Raw genomic sequence first — 26998 nt, forward strand, 5'->3', positions numbered from 1 at the left:
CATCTCCTCTGTCAGAAAAATCCGATACTGCGACCGGGATACTGAGGCTGCATGATCTCATCCACACCTCCGCCAGAACGACGCGCCGCCAGACGGGCATCACGATGACCCAGCAGAAAATCCCCGCTCCTCACCTCATGCTCCAGACGATCATTCACAATTTCAGTATTGTGGGATGGTCGAGCCTCTGAAAAAACATGCTGCGACTTCTGTTCCCGCCCGATCGTTCCGTACATCCCCTCCCCCGCAAGGAGAGGCCGAGCTTGCGGCACAAACAAGGAGTTTCCAGACCGCCGCATCGTCTCAAGAACAACGGACGATGCAGCACTCCCAACACGCCTCGCAGACTTTGAAGGGAATATTCTTTCGAGCAACCCCGATCGTCTTTTCGGAGAGACAGTTCTTCGGGAAACAAGGTTAATACGTTTTTTATTAGAAACTATTTTATCCTGTTTGACACGCAACTGAGACATCTGCCGCGGAGAATTCGGAAAGGTAGATACCCTCTTAATCCGCCCCTTGTTCCCGGCAAGAGCAACAACAGATCTGGCAGAAAAAGAGGGTAGCATCGATCCCTCATCCCCTTTTCGCCTTGAAAAGTGCGCCTCGTTTCGCAACCCAGTCGGCTTCCCTGCGCCGGGCACACTCCGAGTACTGGATGTTTCCCGCGTTCCGGAATACGCCATCCTGACCGCAATCCCCGGATGATTTCTGGCATGAACCGTCTTCGCCCAGCCCGATTTCCGCAAACGAGGCACGGCCGAAACCGGCGTCTCCCTTCGCAGCATCCCTCTGGCAGACTGACCGAAAAATGTCCTGACCAAGAGAATATTCCGCCAGATGTTCTCCCGCATCATATCTCTCCCTGATACCGCATCATTTCCCAGTCAAAACAGTGTCCTTCCCGTTCACCGGTAATGACACACGCGGCCAGACGCCGCGCCCCTGACCACCCCCGCAAAACATCCCACGGCACCCCGTGATCCAGAAGATAAAGCATCTCCTGAAACCCGGAGTGCCGACTCAGTTTTTTGCGACGTCCCGAATATCGTCATCCCCATCACGCTCAAACAACGGTGTCAGCGCAGCAATCCCGGACTTTCCGACACGTCGGGCAAGATTCCGGATTTCGTCCTTGCTTTGCGGCATTTGAACCGGCACACCATCAATCGCTGTCACGGAACAGATCATTTCCGCGTAGCCCAGCCATGCAGACGCCGAAGCCCCATTGATCGCACTTCCCGCCGCTTCAATCAGATCCAGCATGTCCGCCGGATCAATCTCGCGCAACGTCAGACGGCGCTTATCTGACAGAACAATTTCCTGCGGAAAATCACTCACGAAATCTTCGTCCTCGTAGAAGCAAAGAACTGAACCGTCTGATGGATCATATGATCCGCCTGCCAGGGATCACTTTTCAACTGCATGGAAACATTGCTGAATTCCCATGTGCTCGTCGAACCATCCGGTTCCACAACGTATTGGTAGATCGTCCCGCTTCCGACCGTCCCCGCATTCCAGTAGGCAGCTTCTACAGCCGCCACCAGATTGTCCAGCGCCGCATTGGCGCGGGCAATCTGAAACGCTCCCCGCCAACCGTTCGGAACATTGAATTCCAGAGGAACACCATTCAGCGGGTTGGCACGCAGAGCATGCGTTTCCTGAGCCGCACTGAAAGAAGTCACATCCCTCAGATCAACCCGCTGGCCATTCCACAGAACCGTAATCCGGCAATCCCGACCAATGCTATATGGATTTGCCATTTAGCCGACACTCCCCGAAGCAGACGATACAGTGACAGACGCGCCACCCTGCAGATTGACAATGAATTTCTCGTTGATGCCCTGATATCGAACAGCCACATCCGCCTGCACATACCCGAGCGCCGTGCGGGACTGCGGATTATTGCTCGAATCACAGACCACACTGTAGGGTAGTTCACCATTCTGGACGCCCAGAATACCCTGAGACAGCAGAGACGACAGAAACCCCAAAAGCGTCGAGCGAATATCACTGAACAGCGTGTCGTTAATGACCTCGCCGACATAACCGCCCATGCCGCCCGCAAGCGAAGACGCAATATAGTTCGTCAGACGCGTGTAGTTGTCGCCATTCATGGTACTCTTGCTGGACGAATTATGCCCACACCGTACAGCCCAGTAACTTCCGCCCGGCGCCGGATTGCAGATCACGTCAATTCCAGCCGTAAACAGCACGGACAGTTCCGCCGTGGAATACGTCGCACTGCTTCCCGTCAGACCGGCCTTCTGGCTTCCCACAACCCCCGACAAAGCCTTATTCAGACTGGACTGTTCAGGTGAAAGCGCGGCCAGCCTGCCACCCGCAAATGCCTGAGGACTAACGAGAATCACACCATTGCTGTCATCATCCCACCACAACCAGTCCCCGAACATGAGCTTGACCGACGCCGCATCCAGACCACTCGATGCCTTGACCGCAATCGCATTCATCACCGTATCCGCAGCTGGGCCCACGGCGATCATATAGACCCCCTCGGACGCCCCAAAAGCCGCCTGCGCCGTATAGGACGTACTGTCCGACACACCATGCAGCAACCCGACGGCACATCCCTGTCCACGCAGCGCATACATGCCCGTCCGGACCGTGCTGTCCTGCCCCAGGAAGTGCGCCGTGGTCGGAACACCACCATCCGTGCCGCCTGAAAGCGTCACACTCGCAGCAGCCACAGCCGGAACCGTTTCCGGCAACACAACCTTCACGAGCGCACTCAGATCCTGCGCCACAGCAGCGGCAATCCCGGACCAGTCCGCACCGGCATAAGTCCTTGAACCCAGCTCGGCATGCGTCACCGCCAGCGCATAGCCGGACCCCGTAGCCGTCACTGCGGCAACAATGCCATTACCCGCACTTCCAGTGCAGACAGCCTGAATCGTCACCCCGTCAAGCGTACCGGAAGCAGCCACATCCGTTCCGTCCGTCACCCGAACAACCACGAACGTCGACGCTCCCTGCATGACAGCAATATTGATCGCCAGACCCGCATCCGTCGTCTTGTTCTGCTTGGCGCCAAACGCCGCGACATAATCACTCATGCCCCCGATCGGCAGCGGCATCCCCACCGGCCCCCAGCCAGCGGTTCCCACAATCCCTAACACCGAAGACGATACGCCCGAGAGGGCCAGCGTCTGCGGCTGGGCAATCTGCACATAAAGATTTGGCACGGTCAGTGCCGTGGTGTTCAGCGTTCCCGCCTGATAGACCAGAGACATCCCCGGATCGCTCTCCAAAATGCAGAAAGCGGGCGCCTCCATGAAGGCCACCCGCTTTCCTGATGAAATTTCAGCTTTTATCACCCAGCTTCTGCGTCAGCCGCCGAGCGCAACCACCGTCCCGAAACGGTCGACACTCAAACCCGGATAAGCCGAAGCCACCGCCTGCGCCGCAACCACAGCCTGCATGGCCTCCAGAGCCGCCGTTACCGTCTGATTAGCCACCCCGGGTGCCAGAACGCCGAAAGATGCCGAAAGCCCCTCCCCTGCGGACAGGTTTCCAATCCCGCACAGCATTTCGGACGCCCACTGCACCTGCAGGGTATCGAATACCAGCTCATAAAAATAATCCCGCCGATACAACGCCTCGTTCTGCATCGTGTCGACATCTTCCACACTCTGAAAGCGAAGCTGAGCTTCCCTCCCGTCCAGAGTGCTGATCCAGCTCTGCTCCGCCAGCGCGGTATCCAGAACAGATGCGAGCGTCTCGCGCGCCGTCGCATCCGCTGTCCAGATCGAAACCCGATAGAGCTGCGCCTGCCGTCGCGTCACCCGCACCGACTGGCCATAGCCACCGGCATAACCATTCAGAACCCGCCCCGACACATTGACAACCGCACCATTCGTCACACCGCCAGTCAAAGCCGCCGCCAAAGCCGCAGCAACCGTCTCGGGCGTATCCTGAGCCGTCACCGCATAAGCCGCAGAAGGTTCCCCTCCCTGTGGCATATCATCCAGCCAGACCGCCACCACTCCCGCCGGCGTCGCATTACCGGAAAAAACGATCTCAACCGCCCCATCCGTCACAACAACTCCGACCGTAGGCTCAACCTTCTGCTGCACCCGCCAGGGCCGCCCCAGTGGTTCCGCCCATTCCGGCATTTTCCGCGGCGCCATCGTAACTGTTACGAAATCGATATTGTTACGAATATTCTGGGCCGTAAAAAGATCGCTCGGTAAAAGCCACCCCCGCCGCAACACCACCTGCCGCCCCGTCACAGAAACACCCGACAACCCCTGCGGATAAAGAACCTGCGCACAGTTATAGGCGAGCGCCAGCCCGACTTTGGAGGCATCCGTCATTCTTCTCCCCCTCAGACCTGCTGAAATGACATAGTGCACCGAATACCGAACCCGGATGTTTCCACCGCATTGACCGTATAGGTCGTGCCCAAATCGGTCGTAACCGTCATATACGGCGTCAGAACAACTCCCGGCAGAAGCGGAAGATACATTACGGACTGACCCGGCCGTGTCGCCCCCGGAACACCGCTTCCCGAAGACTCCCCCTTCGCCCGCATGATAATAGCCGCCGGACAGTCCGATACGAGCGTCTGCACCACTCCCGTAACACCGCTCACCGACACGGTCCGGCTACACACCACACATAACGGCGGCCGCAGAGGCTCTACGGACGCTACGAAATACGTCCGACCACTCGCAGCAAGAATATCGCCCACCTGCGTATCATCCCGGCGATCCGTCAGCACATATTCCGTCGGAATCCCCCATCCAATCGGACGCTCAAACGAAAACCCGGCATCCACATCGAAAGCCAGCATCGGCTGCGCATAAAGCACACTCATCGGCGACAGACCGCTCGAAGGACGATACTGCTCGCCCAAAGCTCCCAGAACCTGCGCCGCTTTGGCATATCCTCTGGAAAGTCGGGCTGCGATCATTGCCTGCTGCACAATACCCTCCTCAAACCACGATTGCCCGGCCGTCCTGCAGTTCCAGTCCACCCGTCACACCCAGAAACGCGCACAGACGACGACGCCACAGCGTAAACAACATCATCCGGTCCTGCACTTCGCGACCATTGTGATACCAACTAGCCGCCCGCGCCGTATCCAGATTGTCCGACGACGCCGTAATTGCGGTTTCGAGCGGATAAAGCTGCGACAGATAAAGCCGGATCTGCTGCAACTCCGCCGCAGACAGATAATTCATCCGCCATTCCAGCGCGCCTTCCACCTGGAAGAAACGCCATGATTCCTGGTTTCCTTCCCGCGATCCGATCGCGGGATACCCACAGAATCGCCGGATATCCATTTTCTCTCCTTCCGAGAGAATATCCGTCGATAAACCAACCGTTCCGGACATGTCATTCCCCTCGCAAGAAAGGCCCCCGCCTCAAAGACAGGGGCCAGAAATAGGTCAGAACGTCAGACCAAGAGCATCCGTACCAAGGCTCTCGATCACAACACCCCGCTTGAGATAGCTGTTCGTCGCCGTCGGAATGACCGTCATATCCGCCGTCACGTCGGTCGGCAGAGCAAAACCGCCAATCCAGTACCAGGACTGCGCAATGATCTGCCGCAGTCGATCCAGCGGCTCACGCGTCACCATCGCCACGCTGTCCACCATCTCGATCAGCGCCCGCTCGGCATCCGGAATGTCGGAATGACCCGTCAGCGCACAGTCACCTTCGATCAGCGCACCCTGACCGAGAAGAAGCGCACGATGAATGGAACCCGCCCCAAGCGACGCCTGCTGCGGCGCTTCCGTCGTCGGAATAAACCGCACGCCCAGAAGCTCAATCACCTGCCCGGAACGATACTCTTCCGAACCATAAGCGCCACGATACAGATGCTTGAAATCCGGATCACGGAAGAGCGACAGAAGCTGCAGATCATCCAGATAACAGTGATACGCACCATTGATCATCGGCACGTTGTTACGCCGCAGTGTCGCCACACCGGCCAGAACCTGCTGAATGCCCAGCGTATCTGCCAGACCGTTCGCACTCGCCGTCTGCAACGCCGCCGTCGTCAGACGACCATTCGGACGGATCACCATCGGCGCCGTGGAAGCTACAACGGCCTGACCTTCCGTCCCATCCGCAACAGAAACTGAAGCCGAGAACGTCATCTGCCCAGAAACACCACCCGGCGCTGTAGACACATTCGTCCCATCAGCCGCCACGCTGACAAGTGTATAAACATCGCTACCCACCGTCACCGTCATACCATTGGTCGCACTGAGCGCCGTCACCTGACCATGAACGATCACAGACTGGAAACCCCGGATGTCATCAACCGAAATGGTATTCCCAGCGCTTCCCAGTGTCGCCGTCACGCGCGTATTACCGCCCAGATAGCCGCCCACACCATTCTGCGCACCACCGAACAGCGTATTGCGCGCCAGCCGGTCGAGAGACTGCATCGCCTGCACACCGTTGGTGTTGGCGTTGGCCAAAAACTGCGACGCAATCCCTACACCACTGGTCACCATGTTCAAGTCGATCGTATCGCCATACTGGTTGATCGACAGCGTATACTGCTCAACGGCCCAGCCAGACGGGCTCAGACCATTATCGAAATTGGTATTCCCCGTCGGGTTGAGCGGCGTCGTCACAGGCGCCTTAAGGCTCTTGCGTGTTTTCGTCAGCGTCTCACCAATGGCGTTCGGAAACACTTCGCGATCGGCAACCTGGCGAAAGCCCAGACGGGATTTTAGACCATTTTCGAACTCGCGGGCCAGAAAACCCTGCTGAATGGCGGCCTGAAGCTGAACAGGAAAATTATCAATGCTCATGTATTTTTTCCATAAATGTGTTGTCTGAACCCGGCCTGCCATCAGACCCGGTCAAATATCGCTCCGAAGCTCACTTCTGAGCCAGAAACTGCCATTTGCGCGTTTCGTAATCCGCCTCGCTGACGGCCCGCGCATTGAACGGTTCAACCCCGCCCGGACGAGGCGCTGCCTGCCCGACCGTCGTTCCGCTCGAATATCCAGGCCGCAGCACCTCACCAAACAGATAGGCCCGCTCCTGACGGGCCTGCTGCAAAGCCTCGGACACACCAACCACCGAGCCGTCTTCGCCCCGCTCGATCCCTTTGAGATCAATCAGCCGCACAACATCATCAGGATTATGGGCACCATTGCGGATCGCTTCCGCCCTGAGCGCCGACACAATAACCTCGCGGTTACTCTCCTCCCGCATCCGGGTCAGCGCTTCTTCATGACTGCGCTGAAGCGTCTCCCGCCGCGTCACAACATCCGTCATTTCCTGACGGACCGCCTCAACCTCGCTCCGCGCTTCATTCAGCGCCTGACGCAGAGCATCCACATCCTCAATGGTGTCATCAGTTCCGGACATCATTCCCCCGTCAACACTCATGCTTGTTCAGAAGCACACCACTGCTCCAGCATTTTCCATTCCGTATTCGGATCAGAATTTCCCGATGCCATTGCAAACATCCGAACCGCAGTCTCACGGCTCAGAATTCCATTAGAAACCGCCACCACCAGCCCCTGCACCAGCGACAGCAGTTCCGGGTCTGTGGACGGAAACCACGCCGGCCACCGCAAACTCATGCGGCAATGCGGCAGGTCCTTGACCAGTTCGCCCCCAAGCCGCAGCCCGTTTTCCAGAACACAGGAAAAGCGACACGCCATCCGGTAAATCGACAGCAGTGCACCTTCCCCATAGGAATGCCGCAGACGATCCACCAGCCAGATCAGCGGCTGACACATCATCTCCATGGCCTTGCCGGACTGCGCGCCGCCAACCCTGTCACCATGCGCGCGGTTTCCATGAAGCTGCTCCAACACCACCAACCGCAGTTCCCGATAATGATCGAGCACCGCGCCCGCAGCATTGCCGTTGATCTCCAGAAGCTTCGCATCTCCCTCAGGCGGAAGCGTCAGCGCCGAAGCCGCACCGCCCTGATGCGCCACCCCGTCCGAAAAGCCACCCGTTTTCAGGACCAGCGTCGGATCGGAGCCATATTTCAGCCCCCGCCCTGCTTGAGACAACAGATAATCCGCTTCGATCACCGTATCGATGGCCCGCTCGAACGTGCACTCGCCTTCCGGATCGCGCCCACAGGGTCCACCCAGATTGCGCGTCCACACAATCGGCACAAACCCCAGCCCATGACGAACGGAACGGCTCTCGTCCCGAACCCCACCATCCATTCCCACCAGCCACGGCACGGACACCGCACAGTCGACCGGCGTCCAGACCCGCTGCCACCAGAACTGCGCGCCCAGAAGCTCACCCGCAATCGGATAACCCTGCGCCGCCAGATCTCGCCCCCGGACCAGGAACCTTTCTTCGACCCGCAACAGTTCGCCCGTCGCATCATCCCAGAACGGCGTCAGATAAGCCGTTTCCAGAACAGACAGCTTCGGAACCCCTGCGGACACTTCAAACAGGATCGCAACCGACCCGACAGACCCCAATCGCGCCGCTTCCATCAGAAGCGACGCCAGTCTGGTCTGCGAAGCAAACGTGCTCATGGCATGCGCCACCCGCGCATCGTCCGTCACCAGACCCGGCCAGTGCGTATCCCCAAAAAGGAGCGAAACCGCCTCATCCACAACCGTCCGACACAGATTGGTCCGGACCGAAGGACGGCGACTGGATAACGGGATATATTCGCCCGCTCCCGACTTCTCCATCGAGAACGGATGCGGCAGCGCATCATACTGCGTCCCATCCAGAACACGCTTGAGCGCCAGCAGCCGCGCCGTCCGCGCGGACGCACCCGCGGGAACAGCATAACGCTGTTGCAGGGACAACCAGTCCATGTGTTCTCCATTGTTTCAGGCCACTCGCCGACCTGAAACGGTCGGCTCAGCGCGCCAGCGAAAATCCAGACGAGCTCCAGCCCGTCATGCCGCCGTTTCCGGCAAGCATCAGTTCACTCAGCCCCCAGACCATCGCATCCGCCCGGTCCGGAGACCGTGGCCCGCGATATCCACTGACCGAGAAATGACAGAGTTGATCCTCAAGCACCGTCAACCGGCCATGATGAACAACCCTGCCAACCTCGTAGAGCGCCGCAACCGGCTCAGCACGCGCCGCCTTGCCCCGCGCCGCCGTCACCAGCTTGACGGAAGCATGCGCCCGCACACTCCGGATCGTGCCCTCTACCAGAGCCCCCCCGAAGTTCCGCTCCGCAACAATGCGTTCAGCACCCCAGTCATCAAATGCCCGCAAGGCCCGGGCAGCCCAGCCCGCCGGACTATCCCGGGCAGACAGATCTTCCAGAACATGCCCCACACCAGCCGCATCAACGCCACAGACCACAATCCCGATCTCGTCGGACCTGTAGTCTTCAGGTCCCGCCGCCCCAGAAGGATCAACAGACACCAGAATACGCCGCATCCGAGCCGCAACATCCGCCCGGCTCTGCGCCGTAATCGCCGCCTCCCGACGGAACATCTCCAGCCGCCACAACGCACCTTCGACAACCGATTGATATTCACCATACAGAAACCGCCGTTTTTCCCGCTCGGGAAGCGCTTCCAGGCTGGCAAGATAATCCTCGCTCAGATTGTCCCGGTTCGCCTGCGGATTCAGGATCATCGTCGCATAAAGCGACCGATCCCCTACCGGCTCCCCCGATTTAGGCTCGATCCCGCTTTCGAAAAGCGCATAAAGCCAATGCCCCATCGTAGGCGGGTTGGCATCGATATATTCCTTGACCACAAGGCCCGTCTTCTGTGCCAGACGCGTCAGAAGCATGTTCCGCGCGCCATAACTGATCTGACTGGCCTCGTTCAGATAAACCGTCGCAAATTCCAGACCCAGAATCTTCTCGGTCCGCTGCTCGTCATCCAGCCCTCCGAAAAAGATCGTCGATCCATTCGGAAACGTTACAACACAGTCCTGCCGGTCCAACTTCCATCCAACCTGCGGAAAACACATCCGCATAACCTTCGGAAACGTATCCCGCAGAACCGACGCCTTCAGGGCCGTCAACCGATGACGAAAAATACCATGGCGACTTTCCGGAGCCTTCAACGCCCGTATCACAACGGCCCGAACCAGAACAAAGGTCTTCCCCGACCGCGACCCACCTCTCAGAAGAATATGCCTTGCCGGCCCACCGAGCAGTCGCACCGCCTCACGCTGCGAGTCATTCAGCCTAAAGGGCGCTGTCATCACTGCTGATATTGATCGAGATTACTCCCGAGCGTCCATCAGCCTCCATACCAGCCCTGAAACGGGATGGACGATGCGCCCGAAGCAGAAATGCCATCAAACCATCACTGTACCGCTTGCGGACAACAGGATTTCCCGTATCCGGATCGCAGACAACACGCCCCGCATATGTAATGGGTTCATCATATCCCTCTACAGCCCTCCGCCGCGCTTCCGCTTCTAGAGCATCCGCAGCCTCCTCCAGAGCATCTTCCCAACGGGATGAAAAATCCTGATCTGCCTCTTTCCAGAGATACAGCGTACTCCGCCGAACCTCTGCAACACGTCCGGCTTCCGAAATATTTCCACTCACAGACAGATGCTCGAGAAACCTTTTTTTCCGTTCTTCTGACTGCTCCCGCCGCAAGGAACATTTGCCGGATATTTCTTCACCCATCTGCTTTAACCTTCTTCCCCAGATCGACCTGAGAACCGACCCTCAGCCAGATCTCAGCGCAGCCTCCCTGCGGCTCATCATCATGCCCCCCTCCAGCCAGACAGCCCGAACCGGTTTCTGCCGCAGATGCACGCTGCTCTGACACGTTCTTTTCCGCGCCTGAACCTCCACATTACGCTGCATCTGCTCACGCTCAGCCCGCACAGCCACACGTGCCAAAGTTTCCGGCGCAACCCGCCCGATCACTCGCACCGACAAAACCGAACGCTGACAGGGAATGGACCTGCATCTCACATCCAGGCGTGAAAGACCCGCATCCACCAGTTCGTGCCACTCCAAAGCAACATCAGCCCGATGAACTGGCTCCCCCTCATACACAAATGGGCATCCCACAAGTGAATCGGATTTATTTTGAAGGACAATAAACGTCTGACGACCAGACAACACAACACTACCAGAAGAAATCTCACACTTTTCCATTTGCCAGGAAACTTCCAAAATAAAAGCCGACCTCCTTTTCAGAAGATCGGCTTTGGATATTTATGTATAATTCTTCAGTATGCATTTCTTATATCAAAACTGCGCTCACATATCAATAGATAATTTATCGTTAACATATTTTTTCTTATGTTTCTTTCTGGAAATCACCTCATAAACATGCGCCAGTTGCTCCAGAAGCAACGCACACTGCGCCGAAACCTTCATTCGCGCACGCCCTTCCGACAGCGCTGGATAGAGATGTCGCGCCATGGCCGAAAACGACATCTCACGTGCCAGAAGCATCTCAAGACGCACATGCGCACAAAGACCAAGCATCTCACGAATCTGGCTCATCCGCGCAGAACACTGTCCCCGTCCAATCATCCATGTATGGATGTCACCACGCTCCCTCACACGACCATCAGACTGCGGATTTTCCATCACTCCAAGAGACGCGAAAACATATTCGCGATACCACCGATCCGCAGCAGCCAGTTCGTCGTCTCCGATATCGCCTGCGTCATACATGGACTGCACCGCATTCACGACCCGGAACGCCTTATTCTCTTCACGGATCTCGGAATGCTGATACCGCTCCGCAGTCGGCTTCACCATGACGTCAGATCCCGCATGCGCGCCTGACAAAGACACCTCCTGCACCATTCCAAACATCAGTTGATCTCCATACCGGCATCACGACTGCCCATTGGCTGTAATCCCGGAAAAACCGGGACCAGATCCGCGCCCCACAACGCATTCCAACTGACAGGATGCCCTGCAGGAAGAGCCTCGGCCGTCTCCCGATCTATTACCACGCGAGCCCGCGGCGTAGACTTCCCGGATGTTTTCTGTGCGGAACGACGACGCCCCTTGCGCACGCTCCCACGCTCCGGTAGCCAACCATCAGACGCAAGCATGGCAGCAAGGGCGCTTGCGGATACACGACGCGGTACGGAACCTGATTTGACCTGCCTCATCTCAACATCCTTCCTCAGTATGGAACTGCCACTAATTTTTGGCAAAATGCCATAGAGCATGATAAAAAAAACTTCTTCTGGATTTGGCATAAAGCCATTGCTAAAAAGGCCTCATGGCCAAACACAAGCGCCCAGACTCTCTGACCACACTCCAACGAGCCATAGGAACTCGCATTTCCTGGGCCCGTGAGCTCGTCATGCCCAACCAGAGCGAATGCGCCCGCCTGCTGGGCGTGGACGCTTCCACGCTGAACAAGATTGAACGCGGCGACCGCGCGCCCAGCGTCTTTCTCATCGCGGCGCTCTCGAACCGGCTACGCGTATCGACCGATTTTCTTCTAAAAGGCGTCCTGAACGGTCGTACCGACGAAGAACTGGCCCTGCGACTGGCTGCTCTGCACCCAGAACTGGTGCTCCAGCGGCAAGACATGGCTCAGAACACGGACAGAAACACGCCTTCCGACACACCTGATCCGCCCAAGAGACCAGATGAGGAGATCCATTAGTGACCGTTTCACTGGTTTCCATACGCATTCAGGTGCCCCCCATTCGATACAACACGATAAATTCGCTTCATCGATGGAATGAACAAATCGGAAATATCCCCGGCCATCAGACAGTCTGAACTCATGACCGGCTCCTTTCCTTCCCCGTCAATCGCCCCCATGGCAACCACCGATTAACGATAAATTAATGGCACTGTGCCACTGGGTCAAGAAACAAATGTGGCTTTGAGCCATTATGACAGGTTTTAGCTGCCGCTCTTTTTCTGCATTGCAGCCATAATCCAGAAAAAAGATGCACTCCTCCCTTTTGCGAAACCGCCGGGAAGAGTTTCATATTTCAGCTTTTTTCAGACGTAGAATCCTGATGAAATTCGTACTGGTTTTGTATTAATTAACCAATTACGACGTTCTATGTCCGCTCTCTAGCCAAGACATTCCCGAAAAAAGCATAACGATTTTTTCGAGCAAATATCGCGTACTTTTAACGCTGCCCCTTATCAAGATACAACGCCATTCAAAGTACTCCCCTCCTCCGGAGAGTTACTCATGAATAACATCCAGATCCCCAAAACGGGTATATTCCCCTTCGAAATACAACTGGATCATTCCGGTAGGGCCATGCCGCTGCTTCTCAAGAATCAGCTCGGCCTTGTTGTGCACCAACGCCATCTTGCGCTGCCACTCTTCTGTCGCAACCTGGAATTTGTCATTGCTGTCATAAGCGCTGTCTTTAGGCTGACGCTGTTGCAGGTAATACTCGTCGCGATATACGAACATGACCGCATCCGCATCCTGCTCGATCGAGCCCGATTCGCGCAGATCCGACAACATGGGTCGTTTGTCTTCGCGCGATTCGACCTGACGCGACAACTGGGACAGCGCAATCACCGGCACAGAAAGCTCTTTCGCAATCGCCTTAAGTCCCTGCGTAATCATTGAAATTTCCAGAACACGGCTGTCAGGCTTGGTCCCGATCGCAGGCCGCATCAACTGGAGATAATCCACGACTACAAGACTCAACCCCTGCGTCCGAGCCAACCGCCGACAGCGCGTTCGCATGGCGGAGAGAGAAATCGCTGGTGTATCGTCAATATAAAGTGGCAGCCGCTGGAGCTCCCGCGCCACGCGGACAAAGCGGTCAAATTCCTTCTGCCCGATGTCACCGCGTCGGATCTTTTCGCCCGAAACCTCAGCTTCGCCCGACAGAATACGGGTCGCCAACTGCTCGGACGACATTTCCAACGAGAAAATAGCGACCGACCCCTTGGGCTTTTCGCCACTATCCTCAGCGTCGCGCAGGATCGACCGCGCCGCCGAAAACGCAATTTTGGTCGCAAGCGCCGTCTTGCCCATTGCAGGGCGACCGGCAAGGATAATCAGATCGGAAGGATGCAAACCGCCGGTCCGCTTGTCGAAGTCCCGCAGACCCGACGTAAGCCCCACCACATCGCCGGTGCGCTGATAGGCCTTGGTCGCAACCTTGACCGCTTCCGTCAGAGCATTAGTGAAAGAAACGAAACCGCCTTCCTGGCCCCGCTCCGTCGCAAGCTTAAACAGCGCTTCTTCGGACGCCGCGATCTGATCCGATCCATCCAGATCCGGCCGCGCTCCAAAAGCGTTATTAACGACCGTCTCACCAATATCGATCAGCTGACGCCGCACCCAGGCATCATGGATCACCCGCCCGTAATCACCCGCATTGACGATTCCGACCATCGCCGTCAGCAGTTTGGCCAGATAGGCAGGCCCACCCGCCGCATCCAGAACACCGGTATGCTCGAACTCGGCCCGCATAGTCACAGGATCAGCCAACTGCCCCCGCTCAATCCGCCGGGCAATCGCTTCATAGATCCGACCATTCAGCGGATCGGAAAAATGAGCAGGCTCCAGAAAATCCGAAACCCGCTCATACGCTTTGTTGTTCGTCAAAATGGCGCCCAGCAGCGCCTGTTCGGCAGCAACACTGGACGGAGGACTGCGCCTCAGCAGGAGACCCAGATCTCCATCGTTTGAGGAAGCATCAGAAGCGGACGGAGAGGAATGCGATTCGATCATGTTCACGCGCCCTTCTAACATCCCACTCCGTCCCCAGAAACGGATTAACTGGCGATCCAGCCATCCTCTGCCAGAACCACACCCGCCAGATAAAGACTGCCACAAATTAATACCCGGGCCGGGGCGCCCCCTTCGGAAACCAGACGCTCCAACGCCGCTCTGACCGTCGGACCGGCGATCGCCCGCCCACCAGAAGCGGCAATGATTTCCTCAACCGGCATCGCCAGATGCTGCCCAGGCTCAGACACCGCCTGAACGGAAGCGGCACGTTCGATAATTGGCTTCAGGAACCCGGAGGCATCCTTGGTCTGCTTCACACCCGCAATCACGTGGACAGGCCGGTCTTTCCAGCCTTCCAGCACCGCCCCAAGAACCTGCCCGGCATCGGGATTGTGTCCGCCATCAAGATACAATTCCCACCCCTCAGGCAGCATCCCGGCCAACGTGCCGTCCAGCCTCTGCAAACGTGCAGGCCAGAATGTCCGAGCAATCCCCTGATAGGCCACAAGCGGCAGCTTCAGCCCTGACACACGCAAAGCCGCCACGGCCAGAGCCGCATTCCCGGCCTGATGCTGGCCTTTCAATGCAGGCAACGGCAGCGAAAGAACACCGTCCGCATCCCGGTAATTCAGACCATTCACCTGTTCAGTGACGAAGATATCCTCTCCAACCACCCGAAGTGGCGCACCCAGTTCCGCAGCCCGGCGCCGAATGACATTCAAAGCGTCCGGTGCCTGGACCGCCGAAACAACTGGAACTCCAGCCTTAATGATCCCAGCCTTTTCCCCCGCAATCGCCGCAACAGTGCCCCCCAGAAACGCTTCGTGATCCAGACTGACCGGCGTAATCACACAAACAGCAGGCTTCGGCACCACATTGGTCGCATCCAGCCGTCCCCCAAGCCCGACTTCCAGCACCACCAAATCTGCTGGAATCTGCGAAAACAGCAAGAACCCCGCAGCCGTCAGAACCTCGAAAACCGTGATCGGAGCACCGGCATTAACGCGTTCGACCGTCTCAAGCGCAGCAACCAGCACATCCTCATCCACCAACCTCCCCGCCAGCCGGAACCGCTCGGTCACGCTCACCAGATGCGGGCTGCTCATGACATGCACCCGCAGCCCGGCCGCTTCAGCAATCGCCCGCAGATTGGCGCATGTGCTGCCCTTACCGTTCGTCCCCGCCACATGAATCACAGGCGGCAGATGACGCTCAGGATGGCCCAGCTTTGCCAGCAGCACCTCAAGTCGCCCCAGCGAAAGATCGATTAGCGCCGGATAAAGCTCCTGAAGCCGCGCAAGTACGGCCCCCGGCCGCCCCTGATATTCGCCGGACAGCCGAACAGGCGCCCCACGCTCCGCAGTCATCAGATCGCCGAGTCAGAAACGGTTTTCTGACGCGTCATAATGCCCAGAATCCGCCCCAGCAGTTCCGGCAGCTCCGAGCGTTTGGCTACGATATCGACCATCCCATGCTCACGAAGATACTCCGACCGCTGGAAGCCTTCCGGCAGCTTCTCACGAACAGTATCCTGAATGACGCGCGGCCCCGCAAACGCGATCAGCGCATTAGGCTCGGCAATATGCACATCCCCCAGCATCGCGAAGGAGGCCGAGACACCACCCGTCGTCGGATTCGTAAAGACAACAACATAGGGCAGACCCGCTTCCTGCAGCATCTGCACACCGATCGTCGTCCGTGGCATCTGCATCAGGCTGACAGCGCCTTCCTGCATCCGCGCCCCACCCGAAGCCGTATAGACCACCAAAGGCGCTTTCTGCAGAACGGCCAGACGACAGGCCGCCACGAATGCCTCACCCAGCGCAGCTCCCATGGTCCCAAGCAGGAACTCAGGCGCCATGACCGCAACCACAGCCTTCTGTCCCTTGATCAGACCATGCGCAACCACAAGCGCCTCATCAAGATGGGACTTGTTCCGCGCATCCTTCAGACGATCCGTATAACGCTTGGAATCCTTGAACCCCAGCGGATCGACCGGCATCTTCGGCAACTCGATAGTGGTGTATTCCCCACCATCAAACGTCCAACCCAGACGCTCCTTCGCCGTCGCACGCATATGATGGCCGCAATGCGGACAGACCTTCTCGGACCGCTCCAGTTCCTTGGTGAGCATCATCTGCCCGCAGGATTCACAGTTAGTCCACAGATTGTCCGGCACATCCCGCTGAAGCAGGCCACGCAGCTTGGGTCGGACGTAGTCGGTCATCCAGCTCATGTCGTCTCATTACTTTCTGGCCGCCTTCAGAACAAAGGACGGAGTAGGGGTAAAGCCCGGCGAAGGGCCACATTCTCTGGGCGCGTTTTAGCGTCAGGACATCGATTATGCCAGCCCAACCATCAACTACCCTGCCTTATCTCTCCTACCCACCTTACAAAACATGTCATCCTGCCTGATACGAACCGCGATATCATGCGTTGTGTCACGAAACCGGCAGGCCTCCCGATAGAGATCAGCCAAAACAAACCCAGCTCCCAACCGGAGAAAACCATGTCCGACAGCTTCAACACCCTTCGCTTTCCCAACCCCCAGGGCCTTAAACCCGGCTGGTTCATCGGCTTCGGCGCTATGCTGATCGTTCTCGGGATTCTGGCCGCCCTCGACACCATCGCCACCACCCTCGCCAGCATGGTGGTCCTCGGCGTCCTGATGATCGTGGGCGGCGTCGCACAGGTCATGCAGAGCTTCGCCCATCGCGGGCTTCCCGTCCCGAACCAGTGGCTGTCCGGACTGATCGGCGGCCTCTACATCCTTGGCGGCATCCTCCTGATCGAGGAACCTGCAACCGGCTCGATCTTCATCACGGCCATTCTCGCAGGCTGCCTGATCTTCGCAGGCCTCGCCCGAACCTTCTGGGCTGGCGGACACCGCACCAACAAAAGCTGGATCATGCTGGCCCTCAGTGGCCTCATCACGCTCGTCGTGGGAATCCTGCTTTATATGACACTGCCCTGGTCCGGCCTCTGGCTGATCGGCATGTTCATCGCCGTAGAACTGCTGATGGCAGGCTTCGCAACGATGATGTTCGGATTTTCCCTGCGCAACAACACCTGATCAAACGCGTTCCGACAGGCTCAGCCTGTCGGAATGCCAAACATCAAGCCCGAACAGCCGCAGCCAATGCCTCAAGCTGCGCCAGAACAGCCGGAACGGTCCGCTCCGTCCCCCGCCCGTCTTCAAGCGTACCCGCCATGGTCTTGATCAGAGCAGAAGCCACAACCGCCGCATCCCCGATCCGAGACGCCGTCCGCGCCTGCTCCGGCGTGGAAATCCCGAACCCGACCGCCACAGGCAGATTGGTCGCTTCCCGGATACGCGGCAGCGCCTTCTCCAGATCCGCAGCACTCGCGCTGCTCGTCCCGGTAATCCCGGTAATGCTCACATAATAGACAAACCCGGTGGCATCCCGCAGCACATGGAACAGACGGGAATTCGACGTCGTCGGCGCCACCAGAGAAATGATGTCCAACCCGGCTTCCCGCGCATGAGCATCCAGCAGGTCCGCCTCCTCGGTCGGCATGTCGACGACAATGATCCCGTCCACACCCGCCTGCGCCGCATCGAAACAGAACTCCGCCGGGCCATAACTGTCGATCGGGTTCAGATACCCCATCAGCACGATCGGCGTCTCACTGTCCGTCTCACGGAACGCCCGGACCATCTGAAGCACCAGCCCCAGCGTCGCCCCGGCCTTCAGTCCACGCAGGGCCGCTGCCTGAATGGTCGGTCCATCCGCGGACGGATCGGAAAACGGCACACCGATCTCGATCAGATCCGCCCCCGCTCCCGGCATCGCCCTCAGCAACTCCAGCGAGGTGTCATAATCCGGATCACAGGCCTGAAGATACGGAATCAACGCTCCGCGCCCTTCCTGTTTCAGAGCTGCAAAACGTGTCTGGATCCGGCTCACAGCTTCACTCCCAGATGATGCGCCACAGTAAAGATATCCTTGTCCCCACGACCCGAAACATTCAGAACGATGATCTGGTCCTTCGCCATCGTGGGCGCAATTTTCATGACATGCGCCAGCCCATGCGCACATTCGAGGGCCGGAATGATGCCCTCCGTCCGCGTACAGACCTGAAACGCTTCAAGCGCCTCCTTATCCGTCACGCCGACATACTCGGCCCGACCGATATCATTCAGCCAGGAATGCTCTGGCCCTATCCCCGGATAATCCAGCCCCGCGCTGATCGAATGCGCTTCCTCAATCTGGCCGTGCTTGTCCTGAAGCAGATAGGTCCGATTGCCATGCAGCACACCCGGCCGCCCACGGGAAATGGACGCCGCCGTCTTTCCGGAATCCAGCCCGTGCCCCGCCGCCTCGACACCAATCAGCTTCACATCCGCATCGTCCAGAAACGGATGGAAAATCCCCATCGCATTCGAACCGCCACCAATAGCCGCCACAATCACATCCGGCAGACGCCCCTCGGCCTGAGTGATCTGCTCCTTGGTCTCAACCCCGATCACGGACTGGAAGTCCCGCACCATCTCCGGATACGGATGCGGCCCGGCCACCGTACCCACAAGGAAATACGTATCCGCAACATTGGCCACCCAGTCACGCATGGCCTCGTTCATCGCGTCCTTGAGCGTCCCCGCCCCGGCCGTCACGGGCTTCACTTCCGCACCCAGCAGATGCATGCGGAACACATTGGGCTTCTGCCGCTCAACGTCCGTCGCACCCATGTAAATGGTACATTTCAAACCAAACAGCGCACAGACCGTCGCCGTCGCCACACCATGCTGCCCCGCACCCGTCTCTGCAACGATCCGGGTCTTGCCCATGCGCCGAGCCACGAGAATCTGCCCCATGACGTTGTTGAGCTTGTGCGACCCTGTATGGTTCAGCTCTTCACGCTTGAAGTAGACCTTCGCCCCCCCCAGCTCTTCCGTCAGATGCCGGGCAAACCACAACGGGCTCGGACGACCGACATAATCCTTCAGATAATAGTCCAGCTCTTCGCGGAACGCGGGGTCAGCCTGCGCAGCGCGATAGGCCTCGTCCAGCTCGAACAGTAGCGGCATCAGCGTTTCCGCAACAAAGCGGCCACCAAAAATCCCGAACCGTCCCCGTTGGTCAGGGCCGGAACGAAGCGAATTGGCCAGAGAGGAAGATAGGGGGGAAGATGTGTTCGTCATACCGCACTCGGTTCCGCTTCAGGGCTCCAATGCGATACCAAGAGCAGCCCCCGCCGTCCATCCGTCTCGCCGTTTTCAGGCCTCTCCCGCAACAATTCCCACCCCCTGCACCTTGCGAACCCGCCTCAGGCAGGACATGAGGGAGCCTCACAGCCTTTCCATTGCCCTCAAGGACCCGCCTGATGTTCCTCGTGCGCCCCGCAGGCGCTCCGGCCCGGGAAACCGGACCGGACGTCGATATCTCCAAAGCGGTCTGGCTCGACCTCATCAACCCGACTCTCGACGAGGTCGCCCGCGCAGAAAAGGCCCTCAACACCCATATTCCCCGCCGCAACGAGCTTGAGGAAATCGAAAGCTCCTCCCGCCATCACGAACAGGATGGCACCCTCTATCTTTCGACTCCCCTCGTCAGACGCGAGGAAAACACAGCCTTTTCCCTGCCCATCGGCTTCGTCCTGACAGACAACCACCTCATCACGGTCCGCTATACTGACTATTATGGCTTCGATATCGTTGGTCGCCGTCAGGCCGAACGTGATCCAGCCAAAGGCAGCCCTTCCGCCAATGAAATCCTCGTCGAAATCATTGAGGAAATCATCAACCGCCTCGCCGACATTCTGGAAGGCCTGGGTCGGGACCTCGACGCCATCTCCAAACGCGTTTTCAGTACCGGCAGTCCCCGCGATCCCGCCAGAGCCGCCGAAATGCTGCGCGAAACCCTCCGTCGCCTCGGCCACAGCGGCGACCTCGCCTCCATGATCCGCGATAGCCTGCTCGGCCTTGACCGCGTCCTGATCTATATCGGCGACAGAACAGAGAAAGAGCCACAGGCCCTCAAAACCCGCATCAAGGTCGCCGGGCGAGACATCGCATCCCTCAACGACTTCGACGCCCAGACCGTCAACAAGGTCCAGTTTCTGCTGGACGCCACGCTCGGCTTCATCAGCATCGAACAAAATGACGGAATGAAGGTTCTGACCGTCGTCAGCGCCATCGGCATCCTGCCAACCCTGATCGCAGGCATCTACGGCATGAACTTCCACGACATGCCTGAGCTATCATGGAAATACGGCTATCCTTACAGCCTGATCCTGATGATCCTGTCGGTTCTCCTGCCGCTGTTCTGGTTCTGGAGGCGCGGCTGGTTTGGCGCCCGTTAAGACGCTTCCTCAACCCGCAGCCCCGGCCCGACCGGGCGCTCCGGCAGAACCGACCGCTGATACGCCACCGGAAACTGCCGAAGCTGCTTCTCCCACAGGTCGGGATCGCCATTGCCATTCTTCGGCAGAACGACACTGTCCACCCCACACCGACGCAGAAACGCCGCCTGATCCGGCAGAATATGCCCCTCCGCACGGATTTCTCCAGAAAACCGCAGATATTCCCGCAATTCCCGGGCCTGCGTGAACCCACGCCCATCCCTGAAGATCGGAAACCGCAGCACCACAAGATCCAGCCGGTTCAGATAAGGCCGCAGGAGCGCCGGATCGTCCGCACTCTCCAGCAGGACAGCCCGCGCATCATCCCGTTCCGCCAGTTCCGCAACCGTCACCAGCACATCATGAACCTGCGCGGTCCGCTCACCGAGTTCAAACAGCTTCATACGCCGCCTCCCTGAAAGGCTCATGCCCCAGACGCGTCAGAGTCTCAAGGAACGTCTCTCCACTCTCCCGAAGCCCGAGATAGCAGTCCACAAGCCGCGCGATCGCATCAACGGTCTCGTCTTCCGGAAGCGCTGCCCCCAGAATCGTACCAAGCGCCGCACCATTCTCGGCCCGGCCACCAACCGTCAACTGGAAGAACTCTTCTCCGCGCTTGTCCACGCCCAGAAGTCCGATATGCCCGGCGTGATGATGCCCACAGGCATTGATGCAGCCCGAAATATTGATCCGCAACGCCCCGATTTCCGCCTGAAGCGCCGTATCCGCAAAACGCGCACCCAGCTTCTGCGCAATCGGAATAGACCGCGCATTCGCCAGCGCACAGTAATCCAGCCCCGGGCACGCCACGATATCGCCAATCAGCCCGATATTCGCTTCCGCAAGCCCGACTTCCGACAGTCCAAGCCACAGATCCCGCAACCGGTCCTTGCGGACATGCCCCAGAACCACATTCTGCAAATGCGTGATCCGGATTTCTCCAAACGAATACGCATCCGCCAGATCCGCCAGACGCCCGATCTGCGCCGATGTCGCATCCCCCGGAATTCCCCCCGCAGGCTTCAGCGAAATGGTCGCAATAATATGCCCCGGATCGCGGTGAACATGCGTATTGCTCCGCACCCAGCGCTCAAACAGCGGATCGTCCCTCCGCTGCTGCGTCAGTACGGCATCTGCATCGTCCGGCGCCTCAAGCAATGGCAAGGCAAAACGCGCCCGGATCGCCGCAACGGCTTCGGGCGTCAGCCGATACCGGTCCAGCTCCATCTGGCCCAGCTCGGCTTCCACAGCCTCCCGATAGGCCTCAACCCCGATTGCCTGAACCAGAATCTTGATCCGCGCCTTATAGATATTGTCCCGCCGTCCATGCGCATTATAGACGCGCAGAATCGCCTCAAGCGTCGCCAGAAGATGCTCTTCCCGCACACTGTCAAACAGCTCTTCGCCGATTACCGGCGTCCGCCCCAGTCCCCCGCCCACGAAAATCCGGAACACTGGAGCGCCATCCTCACCCGGACGGGCCAGAATCCCGATATCATGGAAACGCGCCGCCACCCGGTCATTCGGACTACCCGAAATCGCAATCTTGAACTTGCGCGGCAGGAACGTGAACTCAGGATGCAGCGTAGACCACTGCCGCAGCACTTCCGCATGAACCCGCGGATCCACCAGCTCATCCGCCGCAGCCCCAGCATACTCGTCCGACGTCACATTGCGGATGCAATTCCCGCTGGTCTGGATGGCATGCATGTCTACTTCAGCCAGTTCGCGCAGGATATCCGGCGTATCTTCGAGCCGGATCCAGTTAAACTGGATGTTCTGCCGCGTGGTGAAATGCCCATAGTCGCGGTCATAGCGCTGGGCGATCTCACCCAGCTTGCGCAACTGCCGACTGTCCAGAATGCCATAAGGAATGGCCACCCGCAGCATATAGGCGTGAAGCTGCAGATACAGCCCATTCATCAGCCGCAGAGGCTTAAATTCGTCCTCGCTCAGCGTCCCGTCCAGACGCCGCTTCACCTGCCCCTCAAACTCGGCAATCCGCGCCCGAAGAAAATCCCGGTCAATCCGGTCATACTGATAATGGCCGACAGGAACGCTCACTGTGCGGTCTCCACTGCAAATTCCGGATGCACGGTCGGGCCATGAGCCCGGATTTTTTCACGAACAGTCACGGGTTCAGGAGGCACAACAGGCAAAACCGCCGTATCATACACCCCGACAACCCCCTCACGCTGGGCCTCTTCCACCGCCCGGGACAGCGCCGCCTCAGCGACATCCGCATCCAGCAGAACCGCCTGCCCGATCCGAAGGTCCCATGTCCCGTCTTCCCGCCACCATACGGTACGACCGTCCAGCAGCCGGTTGGCCGTCAGAACCAGCTTCTGACCAAGTTCGAGTCTTACAGGACGTTTCATCAGCGCTCACCTTCCTGACGAATACGGACCCTACCCTGCGGCTGGCCCCATCATGAATGCGTCCTCCTCCCCGCTTGCAAACGGCAAGCAAAGGAAACACCAAGGACATGGAACTCACCATACCAGATCAAAGATTGATCCCTTATGGTAAGATATTCCGTCCTCTAAAACCCATTTCGTAGTTTTTTCAAAATACTTTTTTATAATGTTATATTGAAAAGGAAATTGGTGCTCTGCTGGGCCGCTGCATGCCCGCTTCCTCCGCATTCTGAAGCAGGTGCTCCAGCGTGACGGACGCCATCTTCTCCGACACCTCCTGATCCATCTGCTGCCAGAACGGCTCGAGTACCTTGGCCCGCAGAAGGTTGATGCCCTCTTCGGGCATTTCCGGATCTTCCGTAACAGTCCGGACAATTTCATTCAGCGTGATGGTCCGCGGAGGCCTGCCAAGACGATACCCCCCTTTCGGCCCGCGTACACTTGCTAACAGACCGGCCCGAGAGAGGCCCTGCAACACAGGCTCGATCCCCCGACGCAGCATATCGCCACGGCGGGCAATATCCGCGCCACTCACCACCCCGGATCGACCCGCATGGAAAGCGACGTCCAACATAATGGATACAGCGGTCAAAGCTCTGTCACGACGGAGATACATGAGAATTCCGATTTGTTACGCCAGACCATGCCATCATGACATAATCCGATTTCAGTTCGTCTATCTTGTTTTCCATGCTGGAATGTCAATCGCCCTTTTGGAACGTTTCCCCATTTCCAACATATTCCCGATAAAAGCGGTGCCCCAAAGACGTCAGGACCTCATATCCGATTGTCCCCGCTGCTGCCGCCACGTCGTCCACACTGCGCCGGGGTCCAATCAGATCCACCATCATATCGGCTCGCAGCATGCCCTCTGGCACATCCGAAATGTCCACGATCAGGGAATCCATCGAAACACGCCCCAGAATTGGCAGACAGATGTCTTCAAACCACGCACACCCCTCCCCGGCGCCACGCCGTGAAAAGCCATCGGCATACCCGACAGCCACAGTGGCAATTTTCCGTGGCCGCTCAGGCCGATATGTCATCCCGTAACCAACACCATCGCCCGGGAGAATTTCACGAATCTGCAAGACATGGGCCTGAAGTCTGACAACCTGATCCAACGGATTCGGACCAGCCAGATTCGGCGCAATTCCATAAAGTGCCGCTCCAGGACGAACGACATCCAGATGATAGTCCGGCCCCAGAAAAATTCCCGACGATGCCGACAGACTCAACGGCGCAGACGGCAACCGTGCCGACATCTCCAGCAACTGCTGTTTCTGGACGCTATTAGCCGTATGATCCGGCGTATCTGCACAAGCCAGATGACTCATGACCAGACTGACATTCAGCCCCTCCATAAGCGCCCCATCCTCATGCAACACATCAAGATCGGCGCCAGAAAGCCCAAACCGGGACATGCCACTATCGACTTGAAGAGCAGCCTCCAACGGCCGCCCCGCCTTGACCGCTTCAGAGCGCCACACAGCAATCTGATCAAGGCTGTTCAGAACTGGCCTCAATCCATACTGCACACACTCTGCCGTTGCGTCCGGCCTCGGGCCGTGAAGCACCGTAATCCGGGCCTTTTCCGAAACCACGGAACGCAGCCTGATCCCCTCATCAACATGCGCGACGAAAAACTCTCGAGCCCCCGCTTGCTCAAGAACCGGCGCTACACGCTCGATACCCAGTCCGTAAGCATCGGCCTTCACGACAGCCGCACAGGCAGCATCCGCTGCAAGTTTCTGAAGATACCGATAATTGGAAGCGATCGCGCCCAGATCCACCGTCAGACGGGCTCCAGCACGAGAAGAAGGCCACAAAGGATCAGAACATGCATTCATCATGAGAAACGAGACTATCGCGTTGTGCGCTAGAATATCCTGCCGGATAATCACATAATCTTTCAATAAGCGAAAAATATATGATCGATTCTGCGAAAATAGACCGATAATGCCATCATGATCTTCGACCGCATTACCGAATCCATCCTGAGAATCCTTCAACATGACGGGCGCCTTAGCAACGCTGATCTGGCACAACGTGTCGGACTCTCTCCGTCCGCCTGTCTGCGACGCGTTCGCCTACTGGAAGAACGCGGCATCATCCGTGGCTATCGCGCGGTCATTGACGAACGCTCAGCTCACAAGCTGACCACCGTTATCGTACAGATCACGCTTGAACGCCTGACAGACGAAACCCTCCGTCGTTTTGAAACCCGCATCCGGGAATGTCCTGATGTTCGGGAGTGTTACCTGATGACAGGTGAAGCCGATTACCTGCTCCATGTCGCAGCCCGAGATCTTGCTGACTACGAGCGCATCCATAAGGAAGAGCTCTCACGCCTTCCGGGCGTCGTCCGCATCCAAAGCAATTTCGCAATACGTCCAGTCGTTCAGCGCTGGATCAGTCAGGATTCGTCATGAGTGCATAAAAGAAAAATGCATTTGCGAACCATTTGCATTTAAGGTAGGTTTCTGAAATCGGTTCCAGCGAACGAAGGCCTGCTTTTTCATGATCGTCTGCTCATGCAACGCGCTGTCCCATCAGGATATCGAAATCGCAATCCACAACGGAGCATCTCGCCCGGCAGAAATCTATTCAGCCCGAAAATGCACAGCAAAGTGCGGCAACTGCGTCCCTGGCATTGTCTGCCTACTCAGATCGGCAATGCAGAAAGCCCATTCCGAACAGACACATCTAAACGCCGCATAAGAAACAACCCGGACAACGCCGGGTTGTTTTGAAAACGGCCTCTATTAGTCCTGATCGGGAGCCGCAGCAGAGTTTTTCTGAATATAACGCTCAATCCCGATCTGCTTGATCAGGTCGAACTGACGATCAATGAAATCCTCATGCTCTTCTTCATTGACGAGGATTTTCAGAAGCAGATCTCGTGACACATAATCACGGACACTCTCGCAGTAAGCGATACCTTCGCGCAGATCCTGAATCGCTTTTTCTTCCAGCTTCTGATCACATTCAAGAATTTCCTGAACTGTCTGCCCAATCAGGATAGAGTTCAGACGCTGCACATTCGGCAGCCCTCCGAGAAACAGAATACGCTCGATCAGCCAATCCGCATGACGCATCTCCTCAATGGATTCGTCATACTCTTTTTTTCCCAAATGGGTCACACCCCAATGCCTCAGTGTGCGGGCATGAAGAAAATACTGATTTATTGCCGTCAATTCATTCGTGAGCTGCGTATTAAGATGCTCAATCACAACAGGATCTTTAATAGCCACTTTTCAAACCTTCCATAAAAATGCAATTTTATCGAAGAAAACTTATAAAAGAAAATTATATCTCCCTAGCCACGCTTCAAAGTTTATATGATTTTTGCAAAAATTAGAGAAACCCAAAACACATTGGCAAAAGGCGCAATCCAAAGCTTCGCGGCCGCAAAATTGAAGAAGGTGTGAAAGATCAGGTGTAGACTTTATAGCGTATTACGGCGCTTCGAATCCGCAGGCAATTGAACACCTCGTGCACAAAGCCCGCCCGTTCGTTAACTAATACAGGTTAGTCATTTATATTTTTTAGAAAACTATGCAGCTATTGCTCAGAATTTAAAAAAGTTTTAGCTTCAAGAAAAATTATTAG

General features: G+C 57.4%; 31 protein-coding genes. 5 read left to right on the forward strand and 26 right to left on the reverse strand.

Features of this window, described 5'->3' with window-relative positions; all coding sequences use genetic code 11:
- Positions 1–11: 11 nt before the first annotated feature.
- The 15 genes from JK208_RS11160 to JK208_RS11230 form a co-directional block, all read right to left on the reverse strand.
- Positions 12–272, reverse strand: coding sequence for a hypothetical protein (locus JK208_RS11160; protein ID WP_211576248.1), 261 nt, complete (start codon positions 270–272; stop codon positions 12–14).
- 751 nt (positions 273–1023) lie between these two features.
- A complete protein-coding gene (locus JK208_RS11165) occupies positions 1024–1341 on the reverse strand; it encodes a hypothetical protein (RefSeq protein ID WP_211576249.1) in 318 nt (105 codons plus the stop codon).
- Complete coding sequence (locus JK208_RS11170) at positions 1338–1763, reverse strand: hypothetical protein (protein ID WP_211576250.1); 426 nt, start codon at positions 1761–1763, stop codon at positions 1338–1340. The genes JK208_RS11165 and JK208_RS11170 overlap by 4 nt, the downstream gene beginning before the upstream one ends.
- Positions 1764–3251, reverse strand: a complete 1488-nt coding sequence (locus tag JK208_RS11175; protein ID WP_211576282.1) for a phage tail protein — start codon at positions 3249–3251, stop codon at positions 1764–1766.
- A 96-nt stretch (positions 3252–3347) separates the two neighbouring features.
- Positions 3348–4334 (reverse strand): hypothetical protein, encoded by a 987-nt coding sequence (locus tag JK208_RS11180; protein WP_211576251.1) that lies wholly within the window; start codon positions 4332–4334, stop codon positions 3348–3350.
- 11 nt (positions 4335–4345) lie between these two features.
- Complete coding sequence (locus JK208_RS11185) at positions 4346–4945, reverse strand: hypothetical protein (protein WP_194268674.1); 600 nt, start codon at positions 4943–4945, stop codon at positions 4346–4348.
- 10 nt (positions 4946–4955) lie between these two features.
- Complete coding sequence (locus JK208_RS11190) at positions 4956–5357, reverse strand: hypothetical protein (protein WP_194262753.1); 402 nt, start codon at positions 5355–5357, stop codon at positions 4956–4958.
- A 54-nt stretch (positions 5358–5411) separates the two neighbouring features.
- Entirely contained in the window at positions 5412–6791 is a 1380-nt protein-coding gene (locus JK208_RS11195; protein ID WP_194262752.1) for a DUF4043 domain-containing protein, read from the reverse strand.
- Positions 6792–6861: 70 nt separating this feature from the next.
- Positions 6862–7377 carry a phage scaffolding protein gene (locus tag JK208_RS11200; protein ID WP_249202111.1) on the reverse strand — a complete coding sequence of 172 codons (516 nt, stop codon included), beginning with the start codon at positions 7375–7377 and terminating at the stop codon, positions 6862–6864.
- Complete coding sequence (locus JK208_RS11205) at positions 7374–8792, reverse strand: phage portal protein (RefSeq protein ID WP_194262751.1); 1419 nt, start codon at positions 8790–8792, stop codon at positions 7374–7376. Before JK208_RS11205 ends, JK208_RS11200 begins: the two co-directional genes overlap by 4 nt.
- A gap of 46 nt (positions 8793–8838) precedes the next feature.
- Complete coding sequence (locus JK208_RS11210; protein WP_211576252.1) at positions 8839–10152, reverse strand: phage terminase large subunit; 1314 nt, start codon at positions 10150–10152, stop codon at positions 8839–8841.
- A complete protein-coding gene (locus tag JK208_RS11215) occupies positions 10136–10504 on the reverse strand; it encodes a hypothetical protein (protein WP_349291985.1) in 369 nt (122 codons plus the stop codon). Before JK208_RS11215 ends, JK208_RS11210 begins: the two co-directional genes overlap by 17 nt.
- A gap of 76 nt (positions 10505–10580) precedes the next feature.
- Positions 10581–10733: a hypothetical protein gene (locus JK208_RS11220; RefSeq protein ID WP_194268669.1), complete on the reverse strand. Its 153-nt coding sequence runs from the start codon at positions 10731–10733 to the stop codon at positions 10581–10583.
- A gap of 440 nt (positions 10734–11173) precedes the next feature.
- Positions 11174–11740, reverse strand: a complete 567-nt coding sequence (locus JK208_RS11225; RefSeq protein ID WP_211576254.1) for a hypothetical protein — start codon at positions 11738–11740, stop codon at positions 11174–11176.
- Positions 11740–12045 carry a transcriptional regulator gene (locus JK208_RS11230; protein WP_194262746.1) on the reverse strand — a complete coding sequence of 102 codons (306 nt, stop codon included), beginning with the start codon at positions 12043–12045 and terminating at the stop codon, positions 11740–11742. Before JK208_RS11230 ends, JK208_RS11225 begins: the two co-directional genes overlap by 1 nt.
- Before the next feature lie 197 nt (positions 12046–12242).
- Here JK208_RS11230 and JK208_RS11235 point away from each other — a divergent pair, with 197 nt between their 5' ends.
- Entirely contained in the window at positions 12243–12551 is a 309-nt protein-coding gene (locus JK208_RS11235) for a helix-turn-helix domain-containing protein (protein WP_235993467.1), read from the forward strand.
- Positions 12552–13091: 540 nt separating this feature from the next.
- Here JK208_RS11235 and JK208_RS11240 read toward each other — a convergent pair.
- Genes JK208_RS11240 through accD form a run of 3 tightly spaced genes read right to left on the reverse strand, consistent with a single transcriptional unit; the run spans position 13092 to position 16842 of the window.
- Positions 13092–14606: a replicative DNA helicase gene (locus JK208_RS11240; protein ID WP_099286014.1), complete on the reverse strand. Its 1515-nt coding sequence runs from the start codon at positions 14604–14606 to the stop codon at positions 13092–13094.
- A gap of 44 nt (positions 14607–14650) precedes the next feature.
- On the reverse strand, positions 14651–15973 hold the full coding sequence (locus JK208_RS11245; RefSeq protein ID WP_211576255.1) for a folylpolyglutamate synthase/dihydrofolate synthase family protein: 1323 nt from the start codon (positions 15971–15973) through the stop codon (positions 14651–14653).
- Positions 15973–16842 (reverse strand): acetyl-CoA carboxylase, carboxyltransferase subunit beta, encoded by an 870-nt coding sequence (accD, locus tag JK208_RS11250; RefSeq protein ID WP_194262743.1) that lies wholly within the window; start codon positions 16840–16842, stop codon positions 15973–15975. The genes JK208_RS11245 and accD overlap by 1 nt, the downstream gene beginning before the upstream one ends.
- Positions 16843–17115: 273 nt before the next feature.
- Between accD and JK208_RS11255 the strand changes: the two genes are divergently transcribed.
- Positions 17116–17679 carry an HdeD family acid-resistance protein gene (locus tag JK208_RS11255; RefSeq protein WP_194262742.1) on the forward strand — a complete coding sequence of 188 codons (564 nt, stop codon included), beginning with the start codon at positions 17116–17118 and terminating at the stop codon, positions 17677–17679.
- Positions 17680–17722: 43 nt separating this feature from the next.
- On the opposite strand, the gene trpA is transcribed toward JK208_RS11255, so the two are convergent.
- Positions 17723–18535 carry a tryptophan synthase subunit alpha gene (trpA, locus tag JK208_RS11260; protein WP_211576256.1) on the reverse strand — a complete coding sequence of 271 codons (813 nt, stop codon included), beginning with the start codon at positions 18533–18535 and terminating at the stop codon, positions 17723–17725.
- Entirely contained in the window at positions 18532–19770 is a 1239-nt protein-coding gene (gene trpB, locus JK208_RS11265; protein WP_211576257.1) for a tryptophan synthase subunit beta, read from the reverse strand. Before trpB ends, trpA begins: the two co-directional genes overlap by 4 nt.
- Before the next feature lie 182 nt (positions 19771–19952).
- Here trpB and corA point away from each other — a divergent pair, with 182 nt between their 5' ends.
- Positions 19953–20930, forward strand: a complete 978-nt coding sequence (corA, locus tag JK208_RS11270; protein ID WP_194268664.1) for a magnesium/cobalt transporter CorA — start codon at positions 19953–19955, stop codon at positions 20928–20930.
- Here the strand turns inward: corA and JK208_RS11275 are convergent.
- The 5 genes from JK208_RS11275 to alr form a co-directional block, all read right to left on the reverse strand.
- Positions 20927–21373, reverse strand: a complete 447-nt coding sequence (locus JK208_RS11275; protein ID WP_211576258.1) for a DUF934 domain-containing protein — start codon at positions 21371–21373, stop codon at positions 20927–20929. The two genes, corA and JK208_RS11275, sit on opposite strands and share 4 nt — an antisense overlap.
- Positions 21360–23033, reverse strand: coding sequence for a nitrite/sulfite reductase (locus tag JK208_RS11280; RefSeq protein ID WP_211576259.1), 1674 nt, complete (start codon positions 23031–23033; stop codon positions 21360–21362). Before JK208_RS11280 ends, JK208_RS11275 begins: the two co-directional genes overlap by 14 nt.
- Positions 23030–23347 (reverse strand): DUF2849 domain-containing protein, encoded by a 318-nt coding sequence (locus JK208_RS11285; protein WP_211576260.1) that lies wholly within the window; start codon positions 23345–23347, stop codon positions 23030–23032. Before JK208_RS11285 ends, JK208_RS11280 begins: the two co-directional genes overlap by 4 nt.
- A 208-nt stretch (positions 23348–23555) precedes the next feature.
- Positions 23556–24002: an Rrf2 family transcriptional regulator gene (locus tag JK208_RS11290; RefSeq protein ID WP_194262735.1), complete on the reverse strand. Its 447-nt coding sequence runs from the start codon at positions 24000–24002 to the stop codon at positions 23556–23558.
- 85 nt (positions 24003–24087) lie between these two features.
- Complete coding sequence (alr, locus tag JK208_RS11295) at positions 24088–25236, reverse strand: alanine racemase (protein ID WP_211576284.1); 1149 nt, start codon at positions 25234–25236, stop codon at positions 24088–24090.
- Between the two features lie 117 nt (positions 25237–25353).
- Here alr and JK208_RS11300 point away from each other — a divergent pair, with 117 nt between their 5' ends.
- Positions 25354–25818 carry an Lrp/AsnC family transcriptional regulator gene (locus JK208_RS11300; protein ID WP_211576261.1) on the forward strand — a complete coding sequence of 155 codons (465 nt, stop codon included), beginning with the start codon at positions 25354–25356 and terminating at the stop codon, positions 25816–25818.
- Positions 25819–25906: 88 nt separating this feature from the next.
- Entirely contained in the window at positions 25907–26107 is a 201-nt protein-coding gene (locus JK208_RS11305) for a bacterioferritin-associated ferredoxin (RefSeq protein ID WP_194268660.1), read from the forward strand.
- Between the two features lie 44 nt (positions 26108–26151).
- On the opposite strand, the gene bfr is transcribed toward JK208_RS11305, so the two are convergent.
- A complete protein-coding gene (gene bfr / locus JK208_RS11310; protein WP_194255803.1) occupies positions 26152–26640 on the reverse strand; it encodes a bacterioferritin in 489 nt (162 codons plus the stop codon).
- Positions 26641–26998 lie beyond the last annotated feature (358 nt).

The organism is Gluconobacter sp. Dm-74, assembly GCF_018256135.1.
Lineage (GTDB): Bacteria > Pseudomonadota > Alphaproteobacteria > Acetobacterales > Acetobacteraceae > Gluconobacter > Gluconobacter cadivus.

Excerpts from the sequence above, each read along its gene's own strand:
- JK208_RS11205 (WP_194262751.1), bottom strand. The coding sequence starts at position 8,792 with ATGGACTGGTTGTCCCTGCAACAGCGTTATGCTGTTCCCGCGGGTGCG.
- JK208_RS11255 (WP_194262742.1), top strand. The coding sequence starts at position 17,116 with ATGTCCGACAGCTTCAACACCCTTCGCTTTCCCAACCCCCAGGGCCTT.
- JK208_RS11200 (WP_249202111.1), bottom strand. The coding sequence starts at position 7,377 with ATGAGTGTTGACGGGGGAATGATGTCCGGAACTGATGACACCATTGAG.
- JK208_RS11305 (WP_194268660.1), top strand. The coding sequence starts at position 25,907 with ATGATCGTCTGCTCATGCAACGCGCTGTCCCATCAGGATATCGAAATC.
- JK208_RS11180 (WP_211576251.1), bottom strand. The coding sequence starts at position 4,334 with ATGACGGATGCCTCCAAAGTCGGGCTGGCGCTCGCCTATAACTGTGCG.
- JK208_RS11285 (WP_211576260.1), bottom strand. The coding sequence starts at position 23,347 with ATGAAACGTCCTGTAAGACTCGAACTTGGTCAGAAGCTGGTTCTGACG.
- JK208_RS11175 (WP_211576282.1), bottom strand. The coding sequence starts at position 3,251 with ATGTCTCTGGTCTATCAGGCGGGAACGCTGAACACCACGGCACTGACC.
- JK208_RS11235 (WP_235993467.1), top strand. The coding sequence starts at position 12,243 with ATGCCCAACCAGAGCGAATGCGCCCGCCTGCTGGGCGTGGACGCTTCC.
- accD (WP_194262743.1), bottom strand. The coding sequence starts at position 16,842 with ATGAGCTGGATGACCGACTACGTCCGACCCAAGCTGCGTGGCCTGCTT.
- JK208_RS11240 (WP_099286014.1), bottom strand. The coding sequence starts at position 14,606 with ATGATCGAATCGCATTCCTCTCCGTCCGCTTCTGATGCTTCCTCAAAC.
- JK208_RS11290 (WP_194262735.1), bottom strand. The coding sequence starts at position 24,002 with ATGTATCTCCGTCGTGACAGAGCTTTGACCGCTGTATCCATTATGTTG.
- JK208_RS11275 (WP_211576258.1), bottom strand. The coding sequence starts at position 21,373 with ATGAAGCTGTTTGAACTCGGTGAGCGGACCGCGCAGGTTCATGATGTG.
- alr (WP_211576284.1), bottom strand. The coding sequence starts at position 25,236 with ATGAATGCATGTTCTGATCCTTTGTGGCCTTCTTCTCGTGCTGGAGCC.
- JK208_RS11195 (WP_194262752.1), bottom strand. The coding sequence starts at position 6,791 with ATGAGCATTGATAATTTTCCTGTTCAGCTTCAGGCCGCCATTCAGCAG.
- corA (WP_194268664.1), top strand. The coding sequence starts at position 19,953 with ATGTTCCTCGTGCGCCCCGCAGGCGCTCCGGCCCGGGAAACCGGACCG.
- trpB (WP_211576257.1), bottom strand. The coding sequence starts at position 19,770 with ATGACGAACACATCTTCCCCCCTATCTTCCTCTCTGGCCAATTCGCTT.
- JK208_RS11190 (WP_194262753.1), bottom strand. The coding sequence starts at position 5,357 with ATGTCCGGAACGGTTGGTTTATCGACGGATATTCTCTCGGAAGGAGAG.
- JK208_RS11230 (WP_194262746.1), bottom strand. The coding sequence starts at position 12,045 with ATGAGGCAGGTCAAATCAGGTTCCGTACCGCGTCGTGTATCCGCAAGC.
- JK208_RS11210 (WP_211576252.1), bottom strand. The coding sequence starts at position 10,152 with ATGACAGCGCCCTTTAGGCTGAATGACTCGCAGCGTGAGGCGGTGCGA.
- JK208_RS11170 (WP_211576250.1), bottom strand. The coding sequence starts at position 1,763 with ATGGCAAATCCATATAGCATTGGTCGGGATTGCCGGATTACGGTTCTG.
- JK208_RS11300 (WP_211576261.1), top strand. The coding sequence starts at position 25,354 with ATGATCTTCGACCGCATTACCGAATCCATCCTGAGAATCCTTCAACAT.
- JK208_RS11225 (WP_211576254.1), bottom strand. The coding sequence starts at position 11,740 with ATGTTTGGAATGGTGCAGGAGGTGTCTTTGTCAGGCGCGCATGCGGGA.
- JK208_RS11245 (WP_211576255.1), bottom strand. The coding sequence starts at position 15,973 with ATGACTGCGGAGCGTGGGGCGCCTGTTCGGCTGTCCGGCGAATATCAG.